Below are 25374 nucleotides of genomic sequence, written 5' to 3' on the forward strand. Positions count from 1 at the left end.
ATAGCATGCGTCGTTGACCCGTGACCATTCCCGAGAAGGAGACACACCCATGTCCGCATTGCCCAGCGCCGCCACTGCGCTGACCGTCAAGCTGCTGATCGACGGCCGCTTCGTCGAATCGCGTTCCACCCAGTGGCGCGACGTGATCAACCCCGCGACCCAGGAAGTGCTGGCGCGCGTGCCTTTCGCCACGCAGGACGAGGTGGACCAGGCGGTCGCCGCGGCGCAGCGCGCCTTCAAGACCTGGCGCAAGACGGCGATCGGCGCCCGCGCCCGCATCTTCCTGAAGTACCAGCAGCTGATCCGCGAGAACATGAAGGAACTGGCCGCGATCCTCACGGCCGAGCAGGGCAAGACCCTGGCCGATGCCGAGGGCGACGTGTTCCGCGGCCTGGAGGTGGTGGAGCATGCCGCCGGCATCGGCAACCTGCAGCTCGGCGAACTGGCCAACAACGTGGCCGGCGGCGTCGATACCTACACCCTGCTGCAGCCGCTGGGCGTCTGCGCCGGCATCACGCCGTTCAACTTCCCCGCGATGATCCCGCTGTGGATGTTTCCGATGGCGATCGCCTGCGGCAACACCTTCGTGCTCAAACCCTCCGAGCAGGACCCGATGGTCACGATGCGGCTGTGCGAGCTGGCGCTGGAGGCGGGCATCCCGCCGGGCGTGCTGAACGTGGTGCACGGCGGCGAAGACGTCGTCAACGCCCTGTGCGACCACCCGGACATCAAGGCCATCTCCTTCGTCGGCTCGACCAGGGTCGGTACCCACGTCTACCAGCGCGCGACGCTCGCCGGCAAGCGTGCGCAATGCATGATGGGCGCGAAGAACCACGCGATCGTGCTGCCCGATGCGAACAAGGAGCAGACGCTCAACGCCATCGCCGGCGCGGCCTTCGGTGCCGCCGGCCAGCGCTGCATGGCGCTGTCGGTGGTGGTGCTGGTCGGCGAGGCGCAGCAGTGGGTGCCGGAACTGGTCGCCAAGGCAAAAACGCTGAAGATCGGCGCCGGCACCGAGGCCGGCGTGGATGTGGGGCCGCTGGTGTCCTGCGCTGCGCACGAACGCGTCGTCGGCCTGATCGAGCGGGGCGTGGCCGACGGCGCGACCCTGGAGCTCGACGGCCGCAACCCGCAGGTGCCCGGATTCGAGAAGGGCCACTTCGTCGGCCCGACGATCTTCTCGGGCGCGAAGCCGGGTATGTCGATCTACGACCAGGAGGTCTTCGGCCCGGTGCTGGCGCTGGCGGCCGCAGCCGACATCGACGAGGCCATCGCCTTCATCAACGCCAATCCCAACGGCAACGGCACCGCGATCTTCACCCAGTCGGGCGCCGCGGCCCGCCGCTTCCAGGAGGACATCGACGTGGGCCAGATCGGCATCAACGTGCCGATCCCGGTGCCGGTGCCGATCTTCTCGTTCAGCGGCTCCCGGGCCTCGAAGCTCGGCGACCTGGGCCCCTACGGCAAGCAGGTTGTATTGTTCTACACGCAGACCAAGACCGTGACCGCCCGCTGGTTCGACGACAGCACCGTCGCCCACGGCGTGAACACCACTATCAGCCTGAAGTGAAGGACGCATCCCCATGACCTACGAGAACATCCTGCTCGAACGACGCGGCAAGGTCGCGCTGATCACGCTCAACCGGCCGAAGGCGCTCAACGCCCTGTCGCCCGACCTGACCCGCGAGCTCGGCGAGGCACTCGACCTGCTGGAGCAGGACGAAGGCGTCGCCGCCGTGGTCGTGACCGGCAGCGAGAAGGCGTTCGCGGCCGGGGCCGACATCAAGGTGATGAAGGACTGGACGTACATGGACGTCTACAAGTCCGACTTCATCACCGCGACCTGGGAGCGCATCGCCAGCTTCCGCAAGCCGACCATCGCTGCGGTCGCCGGCTACGCCCTCGGCGGCGGCTGCGAGCTGGCGATGATGTGCGACTTCATCCTGGCCGCCGATACCGCCAAGTTCGGCCAGCCGGAGATCACCATCGGCACCATCCCCGGCGCCGGCGGCACTCAGCGGCTGACCCGCTTCGTCGGCAAATCCAAGGCGATGGAGATGGTGCTGACCGGCCGCACGATGGACGCGGCCGAGGCCGAGCGCTGCGGCTTGGTGTCGCGCGTGCTGCCGGCGGCCGAGCTGGTGGACGAGGCCATCCGCGTGGCCGAACGCATCGGCGAACTGTCGCAGCCGATCGTGATGATGGCCAAGGACGCGGTCAACCGCGCCTACGAGACCACGCTCGCCGAGGGCGTGCATTTCGAGCGCCGGCTGTTCCATTCGACCTTCGCGGTCGAGGACCAGAAGGAGGGCATGAACGCCTTCGCCGAAAAGCGCAAACCGTCGTTCCAGAACCGCTGACCGACGGCCGCGGTACCAGAACAAGGAGACAACGCATGAAGATCGGATTTCTCGGCCTGGGCAACATGGGCGCACCCATGGCGCGCAACCTGCTCAAGGCCGGCCACACGCTGACCGTGCTGGACTTGGTGCCGGCGGCCGTGGCGGCGCTGGCCGAAGCAGGCGCTGCGACCGCCGACAGCCCTGCCGCCCTGGCCGCATCGGATGCCGAGCTGATCGTCACCATGCTGCCGGCGTCGGCCCATGTCCGCTCGGTGTACCTCGGCCCGGACGGCCTGCTGGCGCGGGTGCGGCCCGGCGTGCGCCTCGTGGACTGCTCCACCATCGACCCCCATACCGCCCGCGAGGTGGCCGCCGCGGCGGCTGTGCAGGGCAACCCGATGGTCGATGCGCCGGTTTCCGGCGGCACTGGGGGCGCCGAGGCCGGCACGCTGACCTTCATGGTCGGCGGCAGCGAGGCCGACTTCGCGGCGGTGCAGCCGGTGCTGGCCGCGATGGGCAAGAACATCGTGCACTGCGGCGGCCCCGGCAACGGGCAGGTCGCCAAGGTCGCGAACAACATGCTGCTCGGCATCTCGATGGTCGGCGTGGCCGAGGCGATGGCGCTCGGCGTGGCGCTCGGCATGGACGCGCAGGTGCTGGCCGGGGTGATCAACACCTCCAGCGGCCGCTGCTGGAGCAGCGATACCTACAACCCGTTCCCCGGCGTGCTGGCGACCGCACCGGCGTCGCGCGGCTACACCGGCGGCTTCGGCGCCGACCTGATGCTGAAGGACCTGGGCCTCGCGACCGAGGCGGCGCGGCTGGCGAAGCAGCCGGTGGTGCTCGGCGCGGTGGCGCAGCAGCTCTACCAGAGCTTCAGCCTGCAGGGCCACGGCGCGCTCGACTTCTCGGCCATCATCCGCCAGTACCGGAAGGGCTGAGTCCATGGGCGAACCTGCGAACGCACCGGTCGTCCTGGCGACCGTGCAGGACGGCATCGGCGTCCTGACCCTCAACCGGCCCGCCGCGCTGAACGCCCTGTCGCTCGACATGGTGCGCGGGCTGCAGCAGGCGCTGTCGCGCTGGGCGACCGACGACGCTGTGCGCGCCGTCGTGTTCCGCGGCGCGGGCGAGAAGGGCTTCTGCGCCGGTGGCGACATCCGCGCGCTGCACGACAGCTTCAAGGCCGGCACCGACGCGCACATGACCTTCTTCGAGGAGGAATACGCGCTCGACCTGGCGATCCACCGCTACCCCAAGCCGACCGTCGCGCTGATGGACGGCTACACCATGGGCGGCGGCATGGGCATCGCGCAGGGCACGGCAGTGCGGATCGTGACCGAACGCACCCGTATAGCGATGCCTGAGGTCGGCATCGGCTATTTCCCGGACGTGGGCGGCACCTGGTTCCTATCGCGGCTGCCGGGGGCGGTGGGGTTGTATCTCGGGCTGACCGGCGTGCAGATCCAGGCGGCCGATGCGCTGTACTGCGGCCTGGCGGATCTGCAGATGCCGTCGGCGGGGATCGCGGATGCTGCAGCCGCACTAGCGCAAGCAGACTGGACCCAACCGCCGGTGGAGGCGGCGCGCACGGCGCTCGGCCTTACGGCGCCCGATCCGACGCAGGCACCGCTGGCCGCGCTGCGCGAGGCGATCGACCTGCATTTCGGCGCCCCGGACGTGCCGGCCATCCTGCGCTCGCTCGCCTCCGAGACGCGGCCGGCGTTCGCGGACTGGGCGGCGAAGACGCTCGCGACGATGCAGGCCCGTTCGCCGCTCGCGATGTGCGTCACGCTCGAGGCGCTGCGACGCGGCGCGCTGCTCACGCTGCCCGAATGCCTGCAGATGGAATACGCGCTCGACCGCCAGTGGTTCCCGCGCGGCGACATCGTCGAAGGCGTTCGTGCGCTGATCGTCGACAAGGACAAGCGGCCGCGCTGGACGCCGGCCACGCTCGCCGAGGTCGACGAGGCGCTGGTCCAGTCCTTCTTCGTCGACGAGGAAACACCGCCGATGCTGGCGGCCGCAGGAGCCGCCGATGGGCACTGAAACGAACACGGGTTTCACCGAAGAGCAGACCATGGTCCGCGACATGGTGCGCGACTTCGCCCGCCGCGAGATCGCGCCCCATGCCGAGGCCTGGAGCCGCGCCGGCTGGATCGACGACGGCGTGGTCGCGCAGATGGGTGCGCTCGGGCTGCTGGGCATGGTGGTGCCGGAGGAGTGGGGCGGTTCGTACACCGACTACGTCGCCTACGCGCTGGCGGTGGAAGAAATCTCCGTCGCCGACGGCGCCACCGGCGCGCTGATGAGCATCCACAACTCGGTCGGCTGCGGCCCGCTGCTGCGCCACGGCTCCGACGCGCAGAAACAGCGCTGGCTGCGGTCGCTCGCGAGCGGCGAGACGATCGGCTGCTTCTGCCTGACCGAGCCGCAGGCCGGCTCCGAGGCGCACAACTTGCGCACCCGCGCGGTGCTGCGCGACGGTCGCTGGGTGATCGACGGCGCCAAGCAGTTCGTGAGCAACGGCAAGCGCGCCGGCCTCGCGATCGTCTTCGCGGTGACCGACCCGGCAGCCGGCAAGAAGGGCATCTCCGCCTTCCTGGTGCCGACCGACACGCCCGGCTTCATCGTGAACCGGGTGGAGCACAAGATGGGCATCCGCGCCTCCGACACCTGCGCGATCACGCTGGACCAGTGCGCGGTGCCGGAGGACCACATGCTCGGCGAGCCCGGGCGTGGCCTGGCGATCGCGCTGTCGAACCTGGAGGGCGGGCGCATCGGCATCGCGGCGCAGGCGCTCGGCATCGCCCGGGCGGCCTTCGAGGCGGCGCTCGCCTATGCGAACGACCGGGTGCAGTTCGGGCATCCAATCGCCGGGCACCAGGCGATCGCCCACATGCTGGCCGACATGCACACGCAGATCAACGCCGCACGGCTGCTGGTGCTGCATGCGGCACGGCTGCGCAGCGCGGGGCTGCCCTGCCTGTCGGAGGCGTCGCAGGCCAAGCTGTTCGCCTCGGAGATGGCCGAGCGGGTCTGCTCCAAGGCGGTGCAGATCCACGGCGGCTACGGTTACCTGGAGGACTATCCGGTCGAGCGCTACTACCGCGATGCGCGGATCACGCAGATCTACGAGGGCTCCAGCGAGATCCAGCGCATGCTGATTGCCCGCAGCCTGCAGGACTACGCGCCCTAGCCGCGGGTCTGCCGCCGGCCGTCAGATCATCGGCGTGACCGCGCCGTCCATCGCGAGGATTGCGCCGGTGATGTAGCTGGCGCGCGGCGAGGCGAGGAACACCACCGCGTTGGCGATTTCCTCCGGCTCCGCCACGCGGCCGAGCGGCATGCGGGCGGTGGCCTGCCGCAGCGCGGCCTCGGGTGCTATGCCCTGCACCTTGGCATCGGCTTCCAGGCCCTGCTGGAGACGGGCGGTCAGCGTCAGCCCCGGATTCACGGCATTCACCCGCACGCCGCGCGGTCCGTACGCGGCCGCCATGCCGGCACTCACCAGCATCAGCGCGGCATTGGCGGCACCACCTGCCATGTGGGCCGGGTTCGCGACCTTGCCGCCCATGCCGACCACGTTGACGATCGCGCCCTGGCCCCGTGCCGCCATGCGCTTGACCGCCGGGTCGAGCATGTGGATGTAGGTGAAGTATTTGGCGTCCATCGCCGCATGCCAGGCGGCGGCATCGAGGTCGGCGGGCGCGGCGCGGCGGGCGGCACCGGCGGAATTGACCAGCACGTCGACCGGCCCGAAGGCCGCCTCGGCCGCATCGAGCGCCGCGACGGCGGATGCGGGGTCGCGCAGGTCGGCCGGGTACAGGCCGATCCGGTCCGCCGCGTCTGCGAACTGGCCCCGCAAGGTGTCGCGCGCCTGTGTCAGATGGCCCGCGTCGCGGGAGACGAGGCTGACTCGGGCGCCTTCCTGCAGAAAGCCCAGCGTGCAGGCCAGGCCGATGCCCTTGCTGCCTCCGGTGATCAGTACGTGGCGGTCCTGGAGATGAAGGTCCATGGCAGGCACTCGCAAAAAGGTGATCGTTCTCCGCGGCCTCCGCTTGTCGTCCTGCCGAAGCAGGCTATAATTCGAGGCTCGGCGCTTTAGCTCAGTCGGTTAGAGCGATGGAATCATAATCCACAGGTCCGCGGTTCGAGTCCGTGAAGCGCCACCAACATCCGGAAGGGGCTATGTGCACACGTAGCCCCTTTTTCTTTGAGCGCGGGGATGGTGGATTCCTGTTGCACTCTGCCGGCTGCTGCTCCATACGATGGCGGCATGGACACCCTCAGAGTGATCGCCATCCATGTCGAAGAGCCCCGCCGCAACCATTTCGAATGGGTGTTGACGGAGCAGAGCGAGGGCGACTGGCACGAGATCGACCGTGCCTCCACCACCCTTTCCACTTATCACGCCGCCATGGCGGCGGGCCTGCATGCACTCCAGCGGCTCACACCCGACCTCGATCGGGGCCCACGGCGCGCAGACGTTTCACGCATCTCGGTGCAGGAGACTGGCGATTCGAACGCTTCCGAGCCGGACAACGGCGCCCAGAAGCGTTCCGTCTTCGGATTCGGTCCGATCCGCTGATGAGGCGTTCAACGCGCTGAAAGCGACGTGAGCCCCAGGGCTCTCGGACCATGTCGGCCGTAGGGGCGGCGTCAGTCGATCTTCGCGCCCGACGCTTTCACCACCTCGGCCATCCGCACATAGTCGGCTGCCAACAGCTTTCCGAAGTCGGCCGCGCTCATCGCCTGCGGCCGGATGCCCTGCTTGTCCAGGCGTTCCAGGATCACCGGGTTCTCGAGCAGCGAGGCGACGGCGGCATTGACCCTGGCGATCTGCGCCGGCGGCGTACCCGCCGGTCCGAGCAAGCCGAACCAGGAATCGAAGCGGTATCCGGGCAGGCCGCTGTCCGCGATGGGCGGGACGGACGGCAGGTACTTGGACCGGCGGGTCGAGGTCACGCCGATCAGGCGGACCCGGTTGTCGTTGGCGAAGGCCAGGGCGCCGATGCTGGCCGCGATCACCGCCTGGGCGCGGCCGGAGATCACCTCGTTGATCGCCTCGCCGGTCGCCTTCAGCGGGATGTGGACCACGTCGATGCCGGCAAGGCCGTTGAAATACGCCATCGCCAGGTGCGTGGCGCTGCCGACGCCGCTGGTGGCGTAGTTCATCTTGCCGGGGTTCGCCTTGGCATGGCGGATGAATTCCGCTGCCGTCCGCGCCGGCACGTCCGCGTGGACCATCAGCACGTAGTCGGCCGTGCCAATGTGGGCGATCGGCGCGAAGTCCTTCTGCGGGTCGTAGGCGAGCTTGGTGTAGAGCGAGCCGGCGATGTTGTGGCTGGCGGCCGCCATCACCATCGTGCCGCTGTCCGGAGCCGACCGCGCCACGTAGCCGGTGCCCACGGTCCCGCCGGCGCCGGCGCGGTTCTCCACGATCACCGTCTGACCCAGGGCGGTGCCGAGTTCGTTGGAGACCGAACGAGCCAGGATGTCCTGAACGCCACCCGCTGCGAACGGCACGACGATGCGTTCGGTGCGGACGCCGGGCGATGCGGCCTGCGCGAAGGCCCGGCCGGCAAGCCCGGCGGCGGCGACGGCGAGAGGGGTGCCGAGGAAACGGCGGCGGACGATGCTCATGGACTCTCCGGAAAAGCGGAACAGACGGAAAAACGGACGGCGCAGGGCGCCTCGGGATCAGCGCACGGTGACTTCGTCGACCAAGCGCTGCATGAAGCGTTCGCACCAGGCGAGCTGCTCCAGGCTGATCCATTCGTTGGGCTGGTGGGCCTGGGCGATGTGCCCCGGGCCGCAGACCACGGTCGGCACGCCGACCTGGTGGAACAAAGCAGCTTCCGTGCCGAAGGACACCTTGCCGGCCGCGCCCTCGACCGTGCCGTCCACGCCGGCACAGCGGAACGACAGCTGCGCGATGTCGCTCTGCGCGTCGGTGGCGAAGCCCGGAAGGACCGAGGTGGACTGGTGCGTGATGCCCGTGTCCGGCGCCACGGCCTGCATGGCGGGGACCAGCGCATCGCCGAAGGCCTTGGCCTCGTTGAAGAGCTTGACCGGGGAGTCGAGGTGGTGGTGGCGGATTTCCCAGAGCAGCTCGCACTGGCGCGGGATGATGTTCAGAGCGGTGCCGCCCTGAATCACGCCGGTGTGGATCGTGGTGTACGGCACGTCGAACAGGGGATCGAACGGACCGTCGGTCGCCAGCCGCCGGGCCATCGACCGCAGGTGCGCGACGAACTCGCAGGCGATCTCGACCGCGTTCACGCCGAGCGGCGTGAGCGACGAATGCGCCTCGTGGCCGCGCACCGTGGTGCGGTAGCCGTGCTTGCCCTTGTGGGCGATCACCACCTGCATGCCGGTCGGCTCGCCGACGATGCAGCCCGCCGGCCGGAAACCCCGGTCGACCATCTGCGCGATCATCCGTCGCACGCCGATACAGCCAACCTCCTCGTCGTAGCTGAATGCGAAGTGCACCGGCCGATTCCGGCGGCGGCGGACCAGTTCGGGCACGACCGACAGCACGGTGGCGCCGAAACCCTTCATGTCGGTGACCCCGCGGCCGACCAGCCGGTCGCCGACGACCTGGGCCTGGAACGGATCGGTGTCCCACGGCTGGCCGTCCACCGGCACCACGTCGGTATGCCCGGACAGGACGATTCCGCCCTTGTGCGTTTCGCCGTCATCCGCGGGCAGGGTGGCCCAGAGGTTGGCCTTGCGCCCGGTGTCGTCGTGGGTGAGCTGGCTGTGGATCCCGTAGGAGGCGAAATAGTCGCGCGTCCATTCGATGATCGACAGATTGCTGTCGCGCGACACCGAGGCGAACGACACCCACTTCTGGATGAGCGGCAGTGCCGCGAGGGCCGGCGATGAATTTGTGGGGGACGCGGGGGAAGTAGTGGAGGGGGCGGAAGCGGTCACGTCGGGTTCCTGGAAGACAGGACGCCACTGTACGTGGCCGGGCGTTTTTCTGCGCCCGGACTTCTCCGATGGCGGAGATTCAGGTGATGAGGAACGGCGCGCGGTCCCGACCGGCGATCCAGCGGGGTGTCTTGCCCCGGCCGGTCCAGGTCACGCCCGTGGCCGGATCACGGTACTTGGGCGGCACCGTGCGGCCCTTGGTCGAACGCGGCTCCTTTTCGGCTGGCGCATAAACGTCGCTGCGGGCCAGTTCGAACGCTTCGATCATGCGCTGGACCGAGGCGATGGCGTCCGACATCTGCTGCCGGCGTGCGGCATCGGAGGAGCCGTCGAGCGGGCGGGGTTGGGCGAGAAGTTGTTGGTACGTGGCCATGGACCGTCGGGTTAATGACGCATGACCTCATTTTATGAGAAGTGCGTCAGCCCTAACCTCCTTGGTATCCACGATGGGGTGCGCTCGTCCGCTGGCCGCACCTGGGTTCTCTGCAGCGTCCTACAACCTGGCGCAACGGTACGAGAACATCCTCCGGTGCACCAACCGGAGGACACGCGACGATGCGCACAGCGGTACTCACCTTTCTTGCAGTCTGTGCACTGCAATTCGGACCGGGCCTGCAGCCGGCCCATGCTGATGCGGCCGAATTGCGGGCGCGCTACGACAGCCTGCGACCTGCCTTGCGGCGCAACGATTTCCAGCGGCCGATGGTCATCGAATCCACCGAGCAGAGCGGGCGGTTGCAGGGCGACGTCTTCGCGGTGCTCGACTATCCGTTCCAGCGCGTCGTGCAGGGGCTGTCGGAGCCCGCCCTCTGGTGCGACGTGCTGATCCTGCCGTTCAACACCAAGTACTGCCGCGCCCGGGGCGAGGAGGGCGGGCCGGCGATGCTCGACGTGCGCATCGGACGGCGCGCCGACCAGCCGGCCGAGCAGGCCTATCGCCTGAGCTTCACCTGGCAGAAGGCCGCAGCCACCGACGACTATTCCGAGAGCCGCGTCACGGCGCCGACCGGGCCGCTCGGTACGAAGGACTACCGTATCAGCGTGGAGGCGATCCCGCTCGACGGCGGCCGGAGCTTCATGCACCTGCGCTATGCTTATGCCAGCGGCGTGGCGGGCCGACTGGCGATGCAGGCCTATCTGGCGACGGCCGGTGCCGACAAGATCGGCTTCTCCGTCGTCGGTCAGGACGTGGAGGGGCGCCCGCAGCGCATCGGCGGCGTGCGCGGGGCCGTCGAGCGCAACGCGATGCGCTATTACCTGGCGGTCGACACCGCGCTCGAAGCGCTGGCCGTGGCGCCCGAAGCGCGACGCGAGCGGCGCATCCAGCAGTGGTTCACCGCGACTGAGCGCTACCCGGAACAGCTCCACGAGATGGACCGTGCGACCTATGTCGCGATGAAGCGCCGGGAATACGAGCGGCAGCAGCAGCCGATGGATTGAGGCACCGCCGGGAACAGATGCGGGCGGAGCGGTTTTGCCGCCTCGCCCCTGTCTGGTTTTAAACGCTCGGCGTACTTGCGCCGAGCCAGGTCGCCAGCTTGGCGGCATCGTCGGCAGTGAGGCGCAAGGTGGTATCCGCCGCAGGCAGCTCCAGCGGCAGTTCGACGATCCGCCGGTCCCGTGCCACCCAAACCGTCGCGCGCCGCGCATCGCCGAGGTAAAACGTCAGATCATCCAGCTTGCCCAGGCGCCAGGTGTCTGCAGCGCCCTCGGCCCGCACGCCGATCCATTCGTCGCCCGCCGACAGCCCCGCCTTTTCGGCAGCCCCGCCGCGCAACACCACCTTCACCTGGACGCTGCCGTCCGACTCGGCGACACGCACCCCCAGCCGCTGCGCCGGCTGGGAAGGATCATCGTGGACGCCGACGCCCTGCGCCTTCAGCAGAGCCGCCAGCGGCAGCTCGTCGGTGCCGTGTACCCAGGCGGCGAGTTCGGCGGCGAAGCTGCGTCCGGAGATGTCCTGCAGTACGGCGGCGACATCGTCCTCGGTCAGCGGGCCGCCTGCGCAGCGCTGCCACAGCGTGCGCATCACTGTGTCGAGCGTGGCGCGGTCGTGGCCCGACTGGCGCAGCGTCAGGTCCAGACACAGCGCGACCAGGGCGCCTTTGGTGTAGTAGCTGATCGTCGCGTTGGCGGTGTTCTCGTCCTGGCGGTAGTACTTGACCCAGGCATCGAAGCTCGCCTCGGCGACCGACTGCACCTGGCGGCCGGGCGCCTGCAGCACCTGATTGATCGTCTTGCCGAGCAGGCGCAGATAGCCGACGTCGTCGATCAGGCCGGCGCGGCGCAGCAGCAGGTCGTCGTAGTAGCTGGTGAACCCTTCGAAGAACCAGAGCAGCCCGGTGTAGTTCTCGCGGGTGTAGTCGTAGCGGGCGAACTCCGCGGGCCGCAGTCGCTTGACGTTCCAGGTGTGGAAATACTCGTGGCTGATGAGGCCGAGCAGCGTGGTGTAGCCCTCGGACGACCGCGGATCGCCGGTGCGCGGCAGGTCGCGGCGGTTGCAGATCAGCGCGGTGCTGTGCCGGTGTTCCAGCCCGCCGTAACCGTCGTCCACCGCATTGAGCATGAACACATAGCGGTCGTGCGGTGCGGCGGTGCCGTCGGGATGCCAGAAGCCGATCTGCGTCTCGCAGATGCGGCGCGCATCCTCCAGCAGCCGGGCACCGTCGAAGCTGGGGGCAGCGCCTGCGACGACAAAGCGGTGCGGCACGCCGGCCGCGACGAAATCGCCGCTCCAGAAGTCGCCCATTTCCACTGGGCTGTCGGCCAGGGTGTCGTAGCCGTCGGCACGGTAGGTGCCGAAGCCCTGCGCATCGACCGCGACAGGCTGCAGCGCGGTCGCGACTTTCCAGTTGTCGTCAGCCGGCGGCGCGACGACGTCCAGTGCATGCGGCCGGTCCTCCTGACCTTCCACCCGCAGGCACAGGCCGGTGCCGTTGAAGAAGCCCCGCCGGCTGTCGAGCCAGCAGGCGCGGACCGAGTTGTCGAAGGCGTAGACCTCGTAGGTCAGGGTGAGCGGGCTGCCGGCGGCGCAGTCGATGCGCCAGCTGCATTTGTCGATTTGCGCGACCGCCCGGTCGGCGCCCGCCTGCCGGGCGGTCAGGCGCTGCAGATGCCGGGCGAATTCCCGCACCAGGTAGCTGCCGGGTATCCAGACCGGTAGCGAGACCTGCTGCCCCGCCGCGGGTTCGGCGATCGTGAGCGTGACCCGGAACAGGTGGGCATGGCGGTCGGCCGGTTCGACGCGGTAGTGGATCGGCGATGTGTCGTACGGCATCGGGGTGGGGGCGGGCATGCGGGGGTGCGGGTGGTCAGCGGGCGGCGGCCAGGCGCTTTTCGATCTCGTCGGCGCCGATGGCACCGGGGACCCGGGTGCCGTCGGTGAAGATCAGCGTCGGCGTGCCGGTGATCTTGAGCTTGCGGCCGAGGGCGACGTTGCGGTCCACCGCGGCGCTGTCGCACTTCGCCGGGACCACCGGCTTGTTCTCGACCATCCAGTCGTTCCAGGCCCGGGCCTTGTCCTTGGCGCACCACAGGTTGCGCGACTTCTCGGTCGAGTCGTTGCCGAGGATCGGGTACAGGTACAGGTAGACAGTGACGTTGTCGATGTTCTGCAGGTCCTTCTCGAAGCGCTTGCAGTAGCCGCAGTTCGGGTCCTCGAACACCGCCAGCTTGCGCTTGCCGTTGCCGCGCACGATGGTGACGGCGTCCTTCACCGGCAGCGTCGCGAAGTCCACCGCGGTCAGCTTGGCGATGCGGTCGGCGGTGATGTTGCGCCGCTGGCGGGTGTCGAGCAGCTCGCCCTGGACGAGGTAATCGCCGTTGGCGTCGGTGTAGAAGATGTCGGTGCCGACCCGCACTTCCCACAGGCCGGGCATCGGCGTGCGGCTGACCTCGTCGATCGGCTGGATCTGGGGCACCCGCTCGGCCAGGGCCTTGCGGATCGCGGCTTCCTGCGCATGGGCGGCAGGCAGCGTGAAGGTGACGACCGCGGCAGCCAGTGCCGCCGACAGGAAACGGAAGAAGGGCATGAGAGCGTGTCCGGAAAAAGGAAAGCGACGGTGGCAGGCGCTCAGGCACCCATGGCCTGGCGTGCGACCCAGGACTTCACCGGGCCGCTGCCGTCGAAGCCCCGCATGCCCCAGTTGCGCAGGGTCTGCCAGGGCCGGCCCGGCTGGGCGAACAGCTGTTGCAGGCCATCGGTCGCCAGCCGCATCGGCGCCAGTCCCGCCTTGCGAGCACGTTCGTAACGGCGCAGCAGCCGCGCATCGCCCGGACTGCGCCAGTAGTCGCGCTCGTGCAGCACCCGCGCGAGTTCCTCGGCATCGGCCAGGCCGATGTTCAGGCCCTGGCCGGCCAGCGGATGCACGGTGTGCGCTGCATCGCCGGCCAGCACCCAGCTCGCACCGGCCGGCATGCCGGCGCCCGCGGGCATCGGGCCGGTCCAGCGGTCGGCGCGGGCCAGCTGCAGCGGCCAGTCGCAGCGGCGGCTGTCGGGTGTCAGCGGGCCGAGCGCGTGGCCGGTCGCGGCATCGACTTCCTGGGCGAAGGCTGCATCGTCGAGGGCCATCAGGGCGTCGGCCCGGGGCGTATCCGCCGACCAGACCAGGGCGACCGCATGGGCATCGGCCCCGCCCAGCGGCAGCAGCGCGAGCACGCCGTCGGCCAGGAACCACTGCCGGGCGACGCCGCCGTGCGGCCGGGCCGCCTGCAGCCGCGCCGCGATCGCGCGCTGGGCATAGGGTGTGGTCTCGAACCCGACACCAAATTCGGCACGGGTCGCGCTCGCGCGGCCTTCGCACACCACCGTCAGGGCAGCCGGGCGCGGCGCGTCCAGCAATTCGACCTGCGGCTGGTACCGCAACGCATCGGCCAGCCGGGTTTCGAGCGCCGGCACATCCACGATCCAGGCGAGTGCATCGGCACCCTGGCCGGCGGCGTCGAAGCGGACCGTGGCGCCTTCGTCGCCGTGCACTTCCATGCCGGAGACCGGCGTGCAGTGCGGCGCATCCGGCCAGCTGCGCAGCGAGGCGAGCAAGGTGCGCGATGCGGCATTGAGCGCATAGGCGCGCACGTCGGGCGACGCGCCAGGGTCGCCGGCCGGGGTGCCGACCAGCCCCACGCGCAGCCGTTCGCGGGCCAGCAGGAGTGCCAGGGTGCGGCCGACCACGCCGGCTCCGCGGATACATACGTCGAGGGTGTGCGCCATCGGACCATTGTAGGGAGCGGCTCCCGGGGCGACGTAACGGCACAATGGCCGGCTTTCCGCCCGGCCCAAGCCTTCCTCCGCCATGCCTCCTGTGGACACTTTCGACAGCGACTTCCACCTCACCGCCGTGCTGGCCGGCCTGTACGTGTACCCGATCAAGTCCTGCGCCGGCATCGCGCTGGACGCCTCGGAACTCGACGACACCGGCCTCGCCTGGGACCGCGCGTGGATGGTGGTGACGCCGACGGGCGAATTCGTCACCCAGCGGACCTTGCCGCGCATGGCGCTGGTCCGGCCGCAACTGCGCCGCTACGACATGGTGCTGCGGGCGCCCGGCATGCTGGCGCTGCATCTGCCGCTCGAGAGCGCCGAGTCGCCGCGTGCGGTGCGGGTTTGGCGCGATACGGTCCAGGCCTGGGACATGGGCGACCTGGCGGCCCAGTGGTTCAGCGATTTCCTGGGCCAGCCGCTGCGGCTGGTGCGCGCCGACCCCGAGCGGCCGCGCATGGCCAGCACCGACTGGACCGGCGGCCTGGCGGCACCGTACCTGTTCGCCGACGGCTATCCGCTGCTGGTGGCGAGCCAGGCGTCGCTCGACGGCCTGAACCAGCGGCTCCGGCGGGCCGGCCATGCGCCGGTGGGCATGGACCGGTTCCGGCCCAACATCGTGCTGTCGGGCCTGGAGGCCCACGACGAGGACCGGCTGGAGATGCTGCACATCGGCCCGCCGGAGAACGAAGTGCGGCTGCAGCCGGTCAAGCCCTGCGTGCGCTGCCCGGTGCCCAACATCGACCCGGCCACCGCGCTGAGCGACCCTGCGGTCGGCGACACGCTGCAGACCTACCGGGCCGATGCCCGGCTGGGCGGCGGCGTCACCTTCGGCATGAACGCGATTCTGCACGCCGGGGCGGGGCAGGTGCTGCGGGTCGGTCAGCCGGTGTCGGCGGACTACCGCTTCGACTGAGCGCACGGCCCCGGCCGGTAAAATCCCGGGTCCGCGGCGCCGGCCCCGCGCCTGCCGCGCCGGCCTCTGTGCCCTCCGTTTCCCGGTTTCCCCCCGTTTCCTGAAAGCCCCGCCATGAGCCTCCAATGCGGCATCGTGGGCCTGCCCAACGTCGGCAAGTCCACCCTTTTCAACGCGCTGACCAAGGCCGGCATCGCCGCCGAGAACTATCCCTTCTGCACGATCGAGCCGAACGTCGGCGTGGTCGAGGTGCCGGACCCGCGCCTCGCGCAGCTGAGCGAGATCGTGAAGCCCGAGCGCGTCGTGCCGGCGATCGTCGAGTTCGTCGACATCGCGGGCCTGGTGGCCGGCGCCAGCACCGGCGAAGGCCTGGGCAACAAGTTCCTCGCGCACATCCGCGAGACCGATGCGACCGTCAACGTGGTGCGCTGCTTCGACGACGAGAATGTGATCCACGTCGCCGGCCGGGTGGACCCGATTTCCGACATCGAGGTGATCCAGACCGAACTCTGCCTGGCCGACCTGGCCACGGTCGAGAAGGCGCTGCACCGCCACACCAAGGTCGCGCGGTCCGGCGATAAGGATGCGCAGAAGCTGGTCGGCCTGCTGGAGCGCTGCCAGAAGGCGCTGAACGACAACATCCCGGTGCGGGCGCTGGAGTTCACCAAGGAGGAAATGCCGCTGGTCAAGAGCTTCACGCTCATCACCTCCAAGCCGGCGATGTTCGTCGGCAACGTGGCCGAGGACGGCTTCGAGAACAACCCCTATCTGGACCGCCTGCGCGAATACGCGGCCAAGCAGGGCGCGCCGGTGGTGGCCATCTGCGCCAAGATCGAAGCCGACCTGGCCGAGATGGACGACGAGGACAAGAAGATGTTCCTCGCCGAGATCGGCCAGGAAGAGCCGGGCCTGAACCGCCTGATCCGCGCCGCCTTCAAGCTGCTCGGACTGCAGACCTACTTCACCGCCGGCGTGAAGGAAGTCCGCGCCTGGACCATCCGCATCGGCGACACCGGCCCGCAGGCGGCCGGCGTGATCCACGGCGATTTCGAGCGCGGCTACATCCGTGCGCAGACCATCGCGTTCGACGACTACATCGCCCACGGCGGCGAACAGGGCGCCAAGGACGCGGGCAAGATGCGTTCGGAAGGCAAGGAATACGTCGTCAAGGACGGCGACGTGATGAACTTCCTGTTCAACGTCTGACCGCTCCTGCGCGAACGGGCAAAAAAAGACCCGCCGGAGCGGGCCCAAGAGGAGACGGGGGGTCTCATCAATGATTTGTGATAGTGCCCTGCATTCCAGCCGGGCAGGCGTGTACGGGGTGCAGGACGACACCGTTTCCGGTGTCCGTCCGGGGCCTACACCCTGCGGGCGTCGATAGCATCGACACTCTTCCGATCCGTTCGCAGGAGTCGTCATGGCCGCTGTCCGTCTGTCCTCCGCCGTCTGCATGCTGGCGCTCTGCGCCTGCAGCGGCGCATCCGCCGACGTGTGCTTCACGGTACTCGACCGCGCCAACCGTACCATCTACCAGTCGCGCACTGCGCCGGTCGATCTGACGCGGCAGATCGGGGACACGCTGTACCGCCGGTTTCCGACCGCTTCGGTGATGGTGTTCGGGCAGAACAACGACAACTGCCCGGAACTGCGCGGCATCCCCGGACCGGGTGGTTTTGCCGGCGTGCAGGGGACTCCGCGCAGCCCGGCGGGCGGCGCAGGGCCTGACATGACGCAGTATTTCAACGACCGCCGGTATGCGCCTCGCTCCTGAGCGGCGCGACGGCGGGTCGTAGCACGCGGAAACGGTGCAGCGCCACGCGCTGCGCATGATGGATTTTTTGCAAGGAGCCACCATGCCGACCGAAGCCCCGATCCCCGTGCCGCCGATTCAGACGCCGCCGACGCCAGCCCCTGCAGAAACACCGGTGGGAGACCCGCCATCGGACCCGGGCACGAACCTGCCGGTCCAGGACCCCAAGCCGGCGCAGATGAACGCCTGAGGCCACCTTCAAGCACGTCTTCGCCCAAGCGAACTACACCCGCACGAAAAAGGTGAAGGCCGCGCTCTTTGAGAAGAACGACGCGCTCTCGATGGTCGACGAGCTGCGCACGGCCCTGCAGCAGGTCGAGGCCGAGAGCATCGAGCCGAAGCACACGGCCAGCCGCGATGCGCAGGGCTTCCTGCGGGCCGATGGCACCGCTTATGTGGCCTATGCCCGGCGCGAAGCGTGGCGGGCATTGCAGGAGCTCGGCCCGGCGATTGCCGAGGCGGTGGCATTGCTGTCGCATGCGCCCATGGGCGATGGCGTCAATGTCATCGCTACCGACACCCGCGAGCACCGCATGGGCTTCGTGTGGGATGCGCTCAAGCGCGCGGCGGAGCAGAGCGACGCATGGGCGGTCCGGCCGCAGGTCGATGCGCTCGGGCCGTTGGAGCTGGGGCCGTTCGCCGGCGGCAACTTCGTGACGTCGGCCGAGGCGCCGCTCGCGCGCAAGATGGTGGGCATCGGCCAGGCGGCCGAGCCGCAGCAGTCGGACGCGCTGCCAACCTGATCCTCGCCAGCATCGGATCCATCGGGGCGCCTGCGGGCGCCCTTATTGTTGGCCGTGCTGTTTCTACTCCACGAGCTCGAACGGCTCCTCGACCGGCTCGGTGCGCAGCAGCGCCGGCAGGTGCTGCGGCAGGTTGCTCGGATAGAAGCTGTCGGTCGAGCTGCCGATCTCCCCGGGATGCCACCAACGGTATTGACGTGGATCGTCTGACCTCTCTTCGCTGCAGGCGGCTGGGTCGACATCAGGTGCGACTCCCTTGACCCTGACGGTGCAGATGGCTTCGTGCTGTAGCAGGGCGCGACCGCGCGCACGGCGCAGCACGTCGCGGCGCCACAGCGCAGGGCTCACATCGTCGGGGGAGAGGGCGAGACCCGTGTCCTCATGCACCTCGCGCAAGGCCGCTTCGGTCAGCGTCTCGCCAGATGCGACGCTGCCGCCGGGGAGTTGCCAGACCGGCCCGTCTGCAGCGTTGCCGGCCTCGCAACTCGACAGGAGAAGAACGGCACCTGCATCGTCCACCAGGATCACACGCACTGCGCTGCGCTCAATGCGCCAAGGCAGTTGGATTCGCATAGGCGATCTATCGCAAAAACAGAAAAACAGAAGGCCCAGGAAGCCGACGCCGCGGCGCCAACGCCGCTGGGTACGAACGATGCTCCGCACAGCGCGACCCTACGGAAAACGCGCTGCCGGCGAGCACCGGAACATGCGCCGGATGGTCGGCACCTGTCGCTCTTCTGTCGTTACGTAACGGACGCCCGACTGGATGCGGCTGAAGCGATAAAAAGCCGCCAAATCCCGTCACCGCGCCCAACATGCTCTACTTCGCGCCAAGCCGCGCGGGGCCTGCCACGGGGCCACGAGGAGACTGCGCGGCACCTTCGTGAAAGCAGGGGGATTTAGGAATCCGGCGGGGCGGGGTCTCGTCTGCGCGTTTGGGGTGCAGGTCGAATCCGACGTGGTACAGCCCACGTATTGCATGCGCACGTTCCTTGCGCAGAAGTTTTTACACGTCCTTTACACGATTGCACGGTTCAATCTCGCGGTCTCATAAAACACACCTAAACATCATGAAATCCCCGATGACAGTCAAAAAGCAACTCACGCTCACCTTTGGTGCGTTGGTTGTGCTTATCGCACTAGTGGCAGGCTTTGCCACCTATCTCCTGAACGCGGGCAACCAGAAGTTCTATTCCTATGTACATGGCATCAATGCACGTGCATTGCTGGCCGAGCAGGTGCGGACTGCCGTTGACCGCCGGGCGATTGCCGCGCGCAACATGACGCTGTTGGGAGCGTCGGGCGACATGACTGCGGAATACAAAGAAGTGCTCGCAGCACACAAGGCCGTACAGGAGCGGGTAGCGCGCTTGCAAAGACTGGTGCGGGAAGCGAAAGACGCCAGTCCAAAGGCTGCGGAACTAATTGATCGCATCGCTGAAGTGGAGAGCCGGTATGCACCCGTCGCATTGGGCGTGGTGGACTTGGCGAATCGGCGCCAGAGCGTCGAAGCCACGCAGAAAATTTTGGATGAGTGCCGGCCCCTTCTAGCCGAGCTGATTGCCTCGACCAATGCCTACCGCGAATACACGGCAGAGCGATCAACAGCGCTGGTCGAGCAAGCCCAGAGCGCTTACCTGTTCGACCGAAATACCTTGATAGCAGCAGCCTCATTGGCCTTGGCATTCGCCATCCTGTGCGGCTGGGCCATCGTTCGATCGCTCATCCATACGCTTGGATCTGAGCCGGCACAGTTGAGCGCGGTCGCTCGGGTCGTGGCGTCTGGCGACCTGAGCGATGTTCACGAAGCCCCGACCGTTCGCAAGTCCAGCGTCCTGGCATCACTCGCAGAGATGCAGCGCAGTTTGCAGATGACGGTATTGCACGTTCGCCAGGCAGCCGAATCCATCTTCACCGGCGCCGCAGAAATCGCCAGCGGTAACGAAAACCTGAGCCAGCGTACCGAAGAGCAGGCCAGCGCACTTGAAGAGACGGCGGCGACGATGGATCAGATCGCCAGCACGGTCCAGAACAATGCGGCGAATTCAGCCCAAGCAGCGCGGATGGCGGCTCACTCGCTCGATGCAGTGAAAGGGAGCAACGCGATAGTGCAGCGCGTTGTCAATTCGATGAGCGATATCAACGCCAGCTCCAAGCGCATCGAAGACATCGTGGGAGTGATTGACAGCATCGCGTTTCAAACGAACATACTGGCTTTGAATGCTGCGGTGGAAGCAGCGCGCGCAGGAGACCAAGGCAAGGGCTTTGGGGTTGTCGCAGCCGAAGTGCGCAATCTGGCTAAGCGTAGTGCGGGAGCAGCCGGCGAGATCAAACAACTGATTTCTCAGAGCGTAATCACGGTCGGTCAAGGCGTCAGCTTGGCTGAAGAGGCGGGGGCCTCGATGACCGATGCAGCAGGATCAGTGACTGCGCTTGCGGAACTGGTCGAACAGATCAGCCACGCGAGCCAGGAGCAGGCTCTTGGCGTCGCCCAGGTTGGCGAGGCAGTCAATCAGATGGATAGGGTCACGCAGCAAAACGCAGCACTAGTCGAGGAAGCTGCCGCTGCTGCTGGCAGTTTGCGGTCACAAGCACAACAGCTCTTGGCCTCCGTTCAGGCTTTTTCCTTGGGAACTGGGGCAAATCGGGGCGCTTTGCCCATTGAGCAGACCCGGCTTCTGGCTGCGTGAGTTGCCGGCGGCACTAATGTGCCCCCAACTTCCGAAAATATGCCCCAAATGTGCCCCCAAAAGGGCAGCGGATGACGGCATATCAGTGCGCACAAGTGCGGACCAAAAAGGAGGTTTGTCATCGGGAAAAGTGGCGCAACTGCACTTTTCCGGAAGACTTTGAACCATTTAATGGCCCCCTCGACAGGAATCGAACCTGTATCTAGCGCTTAGGAGGCACTCGTTCTATCCATTGAACTACGAGGAGGCGAGCCGGCGATTGTAGGCGCGGCCCGCTCCTCGGTTCCTCAGTCGAACCGGACCGTGTAGATCAGATCCACCGCGCTTTTCGACCCCGTCTGGCCGCGCAGCGTCAGTCGGCGGGTCAGGTCGTAGAAGATGTAGATCGTGCCCAAGGCGCCCGACAGGCTGCGTTCGTAGGTCACGTAGAAGTTCTGCGACAGGCGCTTGCCGAAGGTGAGGGCGGCGCTGCTCGCATCGCTGCCGGAGCCCGGTCCCTTGAAGCCGATCTCGTCCAGGCCGAGTTTCTGCGCGACGTTGCCGGAACTGCCCTTGCTGCCCGACAGCAGCGCCAGCGCCGCCTGCTGCAGCAGCGCCGCCTCGGCCCCGCCACTGGCGGTACTGCGGCCGAGCACCACCCACGACAGCGTCTCCGCATCGGTCAGCACCGGATCGGAGTACAGCCGCACCCGCGGCGCCTGCGCGGTGCCGGTGATCTGCACGCCGGCACGCACCGCGATGTTCGGCCGGATCGCCAGGATGTCAAGCGACGGGTTGTCGTAGGGGCCGTTGAAGCGGGCCACGCCCGATTCCACGTCCAGCGACTGGCCGTAGGCGCGGTACTGGCCCTGTACGGTGCGGATCTCGCCGGTGACGCGCGGCGGCAGCGCCAGACCGTCGGTACTGCGGATATCCAGCTGGCCCGCCAGCCGGGTGGTGATGCCGCGGCCCTGGACCGCGAAATCGTCGCCCAAGTCGAAGGTGACGGCGATGTCGGGCGGCTTGGCGGTCTCGACCTTGGACTGCGGTGCGCCGGCGCGGGCGGCCTTCTCGGCGGCCTCCTTGTCCTTGGCGGCCGAGCGGATCACCACGTCGGAGCCGAGCGTGGGCGCGCTGTCGTCGGGCAGGATGATGACCGCGCGGTCGGTCTTCAGCGCGCCGCGCAGCACCAGCCGGCCGTCGTCGAGCCGCGCCTGCAGGGTGCCGGAGACGGTGACCTGACGGTCGGTGCGGACCGAGACGCGCAGCGCCTCGGCCACGGCGCGCACGTCCATGCGGATGCCGCTGACCCAGCTGACGTTGCCGGTGGCGGTGAGCAGGCCGCCGTCCGACGGCGCCGCCACCATGCGAGCGGTGGCGCGGCTACCGGCGATGCCGGCGATCCGGGTGCTGGCGCCGGTGCCGCCGCGCAGGCGGAATTCGGTGATCTCCAGCCGGTCGCCGCGCAGCGCGGCGCGCAGGCGGCCGTCGCGCAGTTCGATCCCCTCGACCGCCGAACGCACCGACAGGCCGTCGGCGGCGAGCGTGCCGGTCCACTGCGGCGCGGCGCGGTTGCCGGCGAGGGCGGCATCCGCTTCCAGCGTGCCCTGCACCCGCCAGCCCGGCGGCGCCAGCACCGACCAGACGCCGATGTTGGGCAGCCGTGCGCGGATCGTGCCCTGCAGCGGCGCGTTCTCGGCCCAAGACCAGCCGCCGTCCTGCTTCTGCAGCCGGGTGCCGACGCTCGCGCGCAGGTTGCCGGCGCGTTCGCTGTCCCAGGCGAGCTGGGCCTGCACCGCGTCGCCGTCGGCGGAGACGGTCAGTGCCGCTTCCCGCACGCCGGCGCTGGTCGTAGCAACCGGCTGGGCCGACGCGGCTGCGCTCTGCGCGCCGGTGCCGGTGCCGCTGCTGGTGATGCGGGTGGTCGGCGGCAGGGCCTCGGCGCCGGTCTGGATGCGGATGTCGCCGCTGGTGCGCGCCAGGCGGGCCCGGGCGCGCAGGGTATCGCCGGCGTCCACGTCCCATTCGCCGTCGAACACCAGGTCGCCGGACAGGCCGAGCTTGGCGAGGGCCGCGTCGCCGCCCTCGGCCAGGGCCTGGGCCCAGGCCATCGGCAGGCCGGTCAGCCGGCCCTTGCTCTGCAGCCGGTGGCGGGCGGCGCCGCCGCTGCCGGTCTGGCGGTACTGCAGCGGCTGCCAGGCGATGCGCACGGTGCCGGGCGCCGGGCCGCGCAGCGCGGCGGAGGCAGCGGAGGCATCGACCGACAGGCTACCGGGCGCCTGGCGCAGCTGCAGGTCCACCGGCGTGTCGAGCGCCAGCTGCCAGGGGCCGGGCAGGGTGGTGTCGCGTGCCTCCAGCGCCAGCGACTGAACGGCCGCCCGCCACAGGCCGGCGCCGGCCAGGCCGCCGCTGGCGCGGGTGCGCAGGTTGACGGTCTGCGTGCCGGTGGCGGCTTCGCCCTGCAGCGACAGCGTGGCCTGCGCCAGCGAGCCGGACAGCTCGGCCCGCACGCCCCGCAGGGCGACGGTGGCGGCGCGCGTGTTGGTCACTACGGGCTTTGCTCCTGATTTGATAGCTGCTTGCGCAGGTGCAGCGGGCGCTGGAGCCGCTTTTGCATCGGATGTCGGTGCTGCAGCCGCAGTAGTGGCGGGCAGGGCGAGATCGAACCGGGAAGCGGTCAGCGTGGCCTGCAGCGCCAGTTCGCCCTTCGCTGTGGCGGGCGCCAGCGTGCCTTTCTGCCAGCGGTCGAGCGCCGGTTGCCAGCCGCCGGTCCAGCGGGCGTCGAGCTGGGCGGCGCCATCGAGCCGCACGCCGCCGAACGCGGTGGACAGGCCGGGCAGCGCCTCGACCCAGCGCTGCAGCAGCGCGGCATCCTGCAGCGCGACGGTGGCGGTGCCAGCGCCACTCGTCGGAGCCATGGCGCCGTCGACCGTCGCGCGGCCGCCGGGCAGCACGAGCGCCAGCTTGGCTCGGCCGGCCTTGTCCTGCGGGCGGACCTGCGCGCTGCCGTCGGCGGACGCGTCGGCTGCGCGGATGCGCAGGGTGCGCAGATCGAGCGTGCCGGCTTCCCAGCGGCCCTGGGCGGCGGCGCTGCGGAGGTTCAGGCTGCGCAGTGTCGAGGGCGGTGCTGACCCTTCGCGGCGTGCGGCGGTGCGGGGCGTGGTTGCGCGCGGTGCGGTGGTGTCGGCGGCCAGATCGACGTCGAAGTCGATCGCGTCGCCCTGCTGCGCGGCGGTCGCGGTGCCGCCGATGGCAGGGCCGTCGAGCTGGGTGTGCAGTTCGCCTGGACGGATGCCGCGCAGCGTGGCGCGGGCTTCCCACGGGGCCGGACGGGCGGCCGGCGTGGAGGCCGGTGCAGACGACGGGGTGGCAGGCGCGGTTGCCGGCGGAACCGTCGGCGGTGCGGACGGTGCCGGGCCCCAGCGGCCCTCGACGGCCAGCGTGCCGCCGCCGAGCTGCAGCGTGGCGGCCGGGACGGTCCACACGCCGGCGTCGAGCCGGGCGTCGGCATCGACGGCGGCGACCGGCAGGCGGCCGGTGTCCCAGGCGCCCGGCAGGTCGTTGCGCAGCGCGGCCCGGGCGCGCCAGGCGGGATCGGCGCCGGATGCGCCGGGCTGCGGGCCGGCATCGACCGTGCCGCTGAGCAACGTGGCGGGGGCTTGCGGCCACAGGCGCGCCAGGTCAAGCCCTTCGGCCTCGACCCGCGCGGAGAGCAGCGGCTGCGGCAGCCACGGCGCGACCTCGGCGGCGGCCCGGGCGCGCATCGCGGCAGCCGGGGCGGGGGGCACTGCGCCGGGTTGCGTCTCGGACGACGGCGCCGTCGCCGGCGCATCGGTCTCCGCCGGCAGGACGGCCGCGGCGAGGTGGAGCCGCGCGGCGGCCGTCGCCAGCGTGCCGCGCACCGCCACGCCTGCGCCGACGGCCAGCGGCACGTCGCTGCCGGGCACCGGCGTGCGGATGCGGCCGCGCAGCGTCGCGTCGAGCGCCATCGGCGCCGCGCCCTGCAGGTCCACCGTGCCGGCGTAGTGGCTGCCGGCGATGTTCACGCCGTCGACCTTCAGCCGGTGGTGGCCGCCGACGTACCGGTAGCGGCCTGCGAGGGCCAGGGCTTCCACTTCCGGCGGGCCGGTCCACTGCAGCCGGTCGACCCGGAACGGCAGGTCGATGTCCACCGGCAGCGTCAGCTGGGCGAGCGGCTCGGTGGGGCTATCGTCCGGCGTGCCCTGGCGGGCGATGGTGATGCGGGCGGCGTGTACCTCGCCGAGCCGCACCTGGCGCGACAGCAGCGGCGCGAGCGTCCAGCCGAGGGTGGCGTCTTCCACCTCGACCGACAGCGTGGGGCTTTGCCAGCGCAGCCAGCCGATGCGGCCGCCGGTGCGCAGCGACCCGGTGACGTCGCGGGTCTCGAGCGTCTGGCCTGCCGGCAGGTAGCGGGCGCCGCGGTGCAGCGCACTGGCGAGGGACTGGTCGGAGCCGGTCCAGATCCACAGGCCGGCTACCAATCCGGCTACCAGCAGGCCGATGACCACAAGCAGCCAGCCGAGCCAGCGCAGCGGACGGCGGCGGCGCGGCGGCGGTGCCGGCGGGCGGGGCGCGTCGGGCCGGACGTCGGCCAGCGGATCGCTGCCGGGGAGCGTGCCCGTCGGGGCGCCCGGCGCGGAAGAAGGAAGGGAAGCAGAAGACACCATGCCGCGC

22 protein-coding genes and 2 tRNA genes are annotated in these 25374 nt (G+C 69.4%); 14 read left to right on the forward strand and 10 right to left on the reverse strand.

Features of this window, described 5'->3' with window-relative positions; genetic code table 11:
* The first annotated feature begins 49 nt into the window (after positions 1–49).
* The 5 genes from QZ500_RS14235 to QZ500_RS14255 are packed head-to-tail and all read left to right on the forward strand — an operon-like array spanning position 50 to position 5541.
* Positions 50–1570: a CoA-acylating methylmalonate-semialdehyde dehydrogenase gene (locus QZ500_RS14235; protein ID WP_295856063.1), complete on the forward strand. Its 1521-nt coding sequence runs from the start codon at positions 50–52 to the stop codon at positions 1568–1570.
* A gap of 13 nt (positions 1571–1583) precedes the next feature.
* Positions 1584–2360: an enoyl-CoA hydratase gene (locus QZ500_RS14240; RefSeq protein WP_295856064.1), complete on the forward strand. Its 777-nt coding sequence runs from the start codon at positions 1584–1586 to the stop codon at positions 2358–2360.
* Between the two features lie 35 nt (positions 2361–2395).
* Entirely contained in the window at positions 2396–3283 is an 888-nt protein-coding gene (mmsB, locus tag QZ500_RS14245) for a 3-hydroxyisobutyrate dehydrogenase (protein WP_295856065.1), read from the forward strand.
* Positions 3284–3287: 4 nt separating this feature from the next.
* Positions 3288–4391 carry an enoyl-CoA hydratase/isomerase family protein gene (locus QZ500_RS14250; RefSeq protein WP_295856066.1) on the forward strand — a complete coding sequence of 368 codons (1104 nt, stop codon included), beginning with the start codon at positions 3288–3290 and terminating at the stop codon, positions 4389–4391.
* The gene (locus QZ500_RS14255; protein ID WP_295856067.1) at positions 4381–5541 is read left to right on the forward strand and encodes an acyl-CoA dehydrogenase family protein; all 1161 of its coding nucleotides are present in this window, start codon (positions 4381–4383) and stop codon (positions 5539–5541) included. The genes QZ500_RS14250 and QZ500_RS14255 overlap by 11 nt, the downstream gene beginning before the upstream one ends.
* A 21-nt stretch (positions 5542–5562) precedes the next feature.
* Here QZ500_RS14255 and QZ500_RS14260 read toward each other — a convergent pair whose 3' ends face one another.
* On the reverse strand, positions 5563–6360 hold the full coding sequence (locus QZ500_RS14260) for an SDR family oxidoreductase (protein WP_295856068.1): 798 nt from the start codon (positions 6358–6360) through the stop codon (positions 5563–5565).
* 80 nt (positions 6361–6440) lie between these two features.
* Between QZ500_RS14260 and QZ500_RS14265 the strand changes: the two genes are divergently transcribed.
* Positions 6441–6517: transfer RNA gene (locus tag QZ500_RS14265), tRNA-Met, on the forward strand.
* Positions 6518–6621: 104 nt separating this feature from the next.
* Positions 6622–6933, forward strand: coding sequence for a hypothetical protein (locus QZ500_RS14270; protein ID WP_295856069.1), 312 nt, complete (start codon positions 6622–6624; stop codon positions 6931–6933).
* A gap of 71 nt (positions 6934–7004) precedes the next feature.
* Here QZ500_RS14270 and QZ500_RS14275 read toward each other — a convergent pair whose 3' ends face one another.
* The 3 genes from QZ500_RS14275 to QZ500_RS14285 form a co-directional block, all read right to left on the reverse strand.
* On the reverse strand, positions 7005–7988 hold the full coding sequence (locus QZ500_RS14275; RefSeq protein ID WP_295856070.1) for a tripartite tricarboxylate transporter substrate binding protein: 984 nt from the start codon (positions 7986–7988) through the stop codon (positions 7005–7007).
* 57 nt (positions 7989–8045) lie between these two features.
* The gene (gene argE / locus QZ500_RS14280; protein ID WP_295856071.1) at positions 8046–9281 is read right to left on the reverse strand and encodes an acetylornithine deacetylase; all 1236 of its coding nucleotides are present in this window, start codon (positions 9279–9281) and stop codon (positions 8046–8048) included.
* Between the two features lie 79 nt (positions 9282–9360).
* Positions 9361–9654, reverse strand: a complete 294-nt coding sequence (locus QZ500_RS14285) for an H-NS histone family protein (protein ID WP_295856072.1) — start codon at positions 9652–9654, stop codon at positions 9361–9363.
* Between the two features lie 182 nt (positions 9655–9836).
* Here QZ500_RS14285 and QZ500_RS14290 point away from each other — a divergent pair, with 182 nt between their 5' ends.
* The gene (locus QZ500_RS14290) at positions 9837–10721 is read left to right on the forward strand and encodes a hypothetical protein (RefSeq protein WP_295856073.1); all 885 of its coding nucleotides are present in this window, start codon (positions 9837–9839) and stop codon (positions 10719–10721) included.
* A gap of 58 nt (positions 10722–10779) precedes the next feature.
* Here QZ500_RS14290 and QZ500_RS14295 read toward each other — a convergent pair whose 3' ends face one another.
* From QZ500_RS14295 to QZ500_RS14305, 3 genes are read right to left on the reverse strand one after another with little or no spacing between them, the layout of a single operon-like run.
* Positions 10780–12576, reverse strand: coding sequence for a peptidase M61 (locus tag QZ500_RS14295; RefSeq protein ID WP_295856074.1), 1797 nt, complete (start codon positions 12574–12576; stop codon positions 10780–10782).
* A gap of 16 nt (positions 12577–12592) precedes the next feature.
* The gene (locus QZ500_RS14300) at positions 12593–13312 is read right to left on the reverse strand and encodes a DsbC family protein (RefSeq protein ID WP_295856075.1); all 720 of its coding nucleotides are present in this window, start codon (positions 13310–13312) and stop codon (positions 12593–12595) included.
* 41 nt (positions 13313–13353) lie between these two features.
* Complete coding sequence (locus QZ500_RS14305; RefSeq protein ID WP_295856076.1) at positions 13354–14490, reverse strand: FAD-dependent monooxygenase; 1137 nt, start codon at positions 14488–14490, stop codon at positions 13354–13356.
* Between the two features lie 82 nt (positions 14491–14572).
* Here QZ500_RS14305 and QZ500_RS14310 point away from each other — a divergent pair, with 82 nt between their 5' ends.
* The 5 genes from QZ500_RS14310 to QZ500_RS14330 all read left to right on the forward strand — a co-directional run bounded on the left by QZ500_RS14310 (position 14573) and on the right by QZ500_RS14330 (position 18010).
* Positions 14573–15454, forward strand: a complete 882-nt coding sequence (locus QZ500_RS14310; protein WP_295856077.1) for an MOSC N-terminal beta barrel domain-containing protein — start codon at positions 14573–14575, stop codon at positions 15452–15454.
* A gap of 114 nt (positions 15455–15568) precedes the next feature.
* The gene (gene ychF / locus QZ500_RS14315) at positions 15569–16660 is read left to right on the forward strand and encodes a redox-regulated ATPase YchF (protein WP_295856078.1); all 1092 of its coding nucleotides are present in this window, start codon (positions 15569–15571) and stop codon (positions 16658–16660) included.
* A 214-nt stretch (positions 16661–16874) separates the two neighbouring features.
* Positions 16875–17228, forward strand: coding sequence for a hypothetical protein (locus QZ500_RS14320; RefSeq protein WP_295856079.1), 354 nt, complete (start codon positions 16875–16877; stop codon positions 17226–17228).
* Positions 17229–17310: 82 nt separating this feature from the next.
* Positions 17311–17457, forward strand: coding sequence for a hypothetical protein (locus tag QZ500_RS14325; RefSeq protein ID WP_295856080.1), 147 nt, complete (start codon positions 17311–17313; stop codon positions 17455–17457).
* Positions 17458–17509: 52 nt separating this feature from the next.
* Positions 17510–18010: a hypothetical protein gene (locus tag QZ500_RS14330; protein ID WP_295856081.1), complete on the forward strand. Its 501-nt coding sequence runs from the start codon at positions 17510–17512 to the stop codon at positions 18008–18010.
* Positions 18011–18073: 63 nt separating this feature from the next.
* On the opposite strand, the gene QZ500_RS14335 is transcribed toward QZ500_RS14330, so the two are convergent.
* Positions 18074–18583 (reverse strand): NUDIX domain-containing protein, encoded by a 510-nt coding sequence (locus QZ500_RS14335; RefSeq protein WP_295856082.1) that lies wholly within the window; start codon positions 18581–18583, stop codon positions 18074–18076.
* 497 nt (positions 18584–19080) lie between these two features.
* Here QZ500_RS14335 and QZ500_RS14340 point away from each other — a divergent pair, with 497 nt between their 5' ends.
* Positions 19081–20700 carry a methyl-accepting chemotaxis protein gene (locus QZ500_RS14340; protein ID WP_295856083.1) on the forward strand — a complete coding sequence of 540 codons (1620 nt, stop codon included), beginning with the start codon at positions 19081–19083 and terminating at the stop codon, positions 20698–20700.
* A 172-nt stretch (positions 20701–20872) separates the two neighbouring features.
* Here the strand turns inward: QZ500_RS14340 and QZ500_RS14345 are convergent.
* Positions 20873–20947 (reverse strand) — tRNA-Arg (locus QZ500_RS14345).
* Positions 20948–20987: 40 nt separating this feature from the next.
* The gene (locus QZ500_RS14350; protein ID WP_295856084.1) at positions 20988–25367 is read right to left on the reverse strand and encodes a translocation/assembly module TamB domain-containing protein; all 4380 of its coding nucleotides are present in this window, start codon (positions 25365–25367) and stop codon (positions 20988–20990) included.
* Between the last annotated feature and the right edge of the window lie 7 nt (positions 25368–25374).

It is taken from the genome of uncultured Xylophilus sp. (genome assembly GCA_913776965.1).
Classification (GTDB): Bacteria; Pseudomonadota; Gammaproteobacteria; order Burkholderiales; family Burkholderiaceae_C; genus Xylophilus.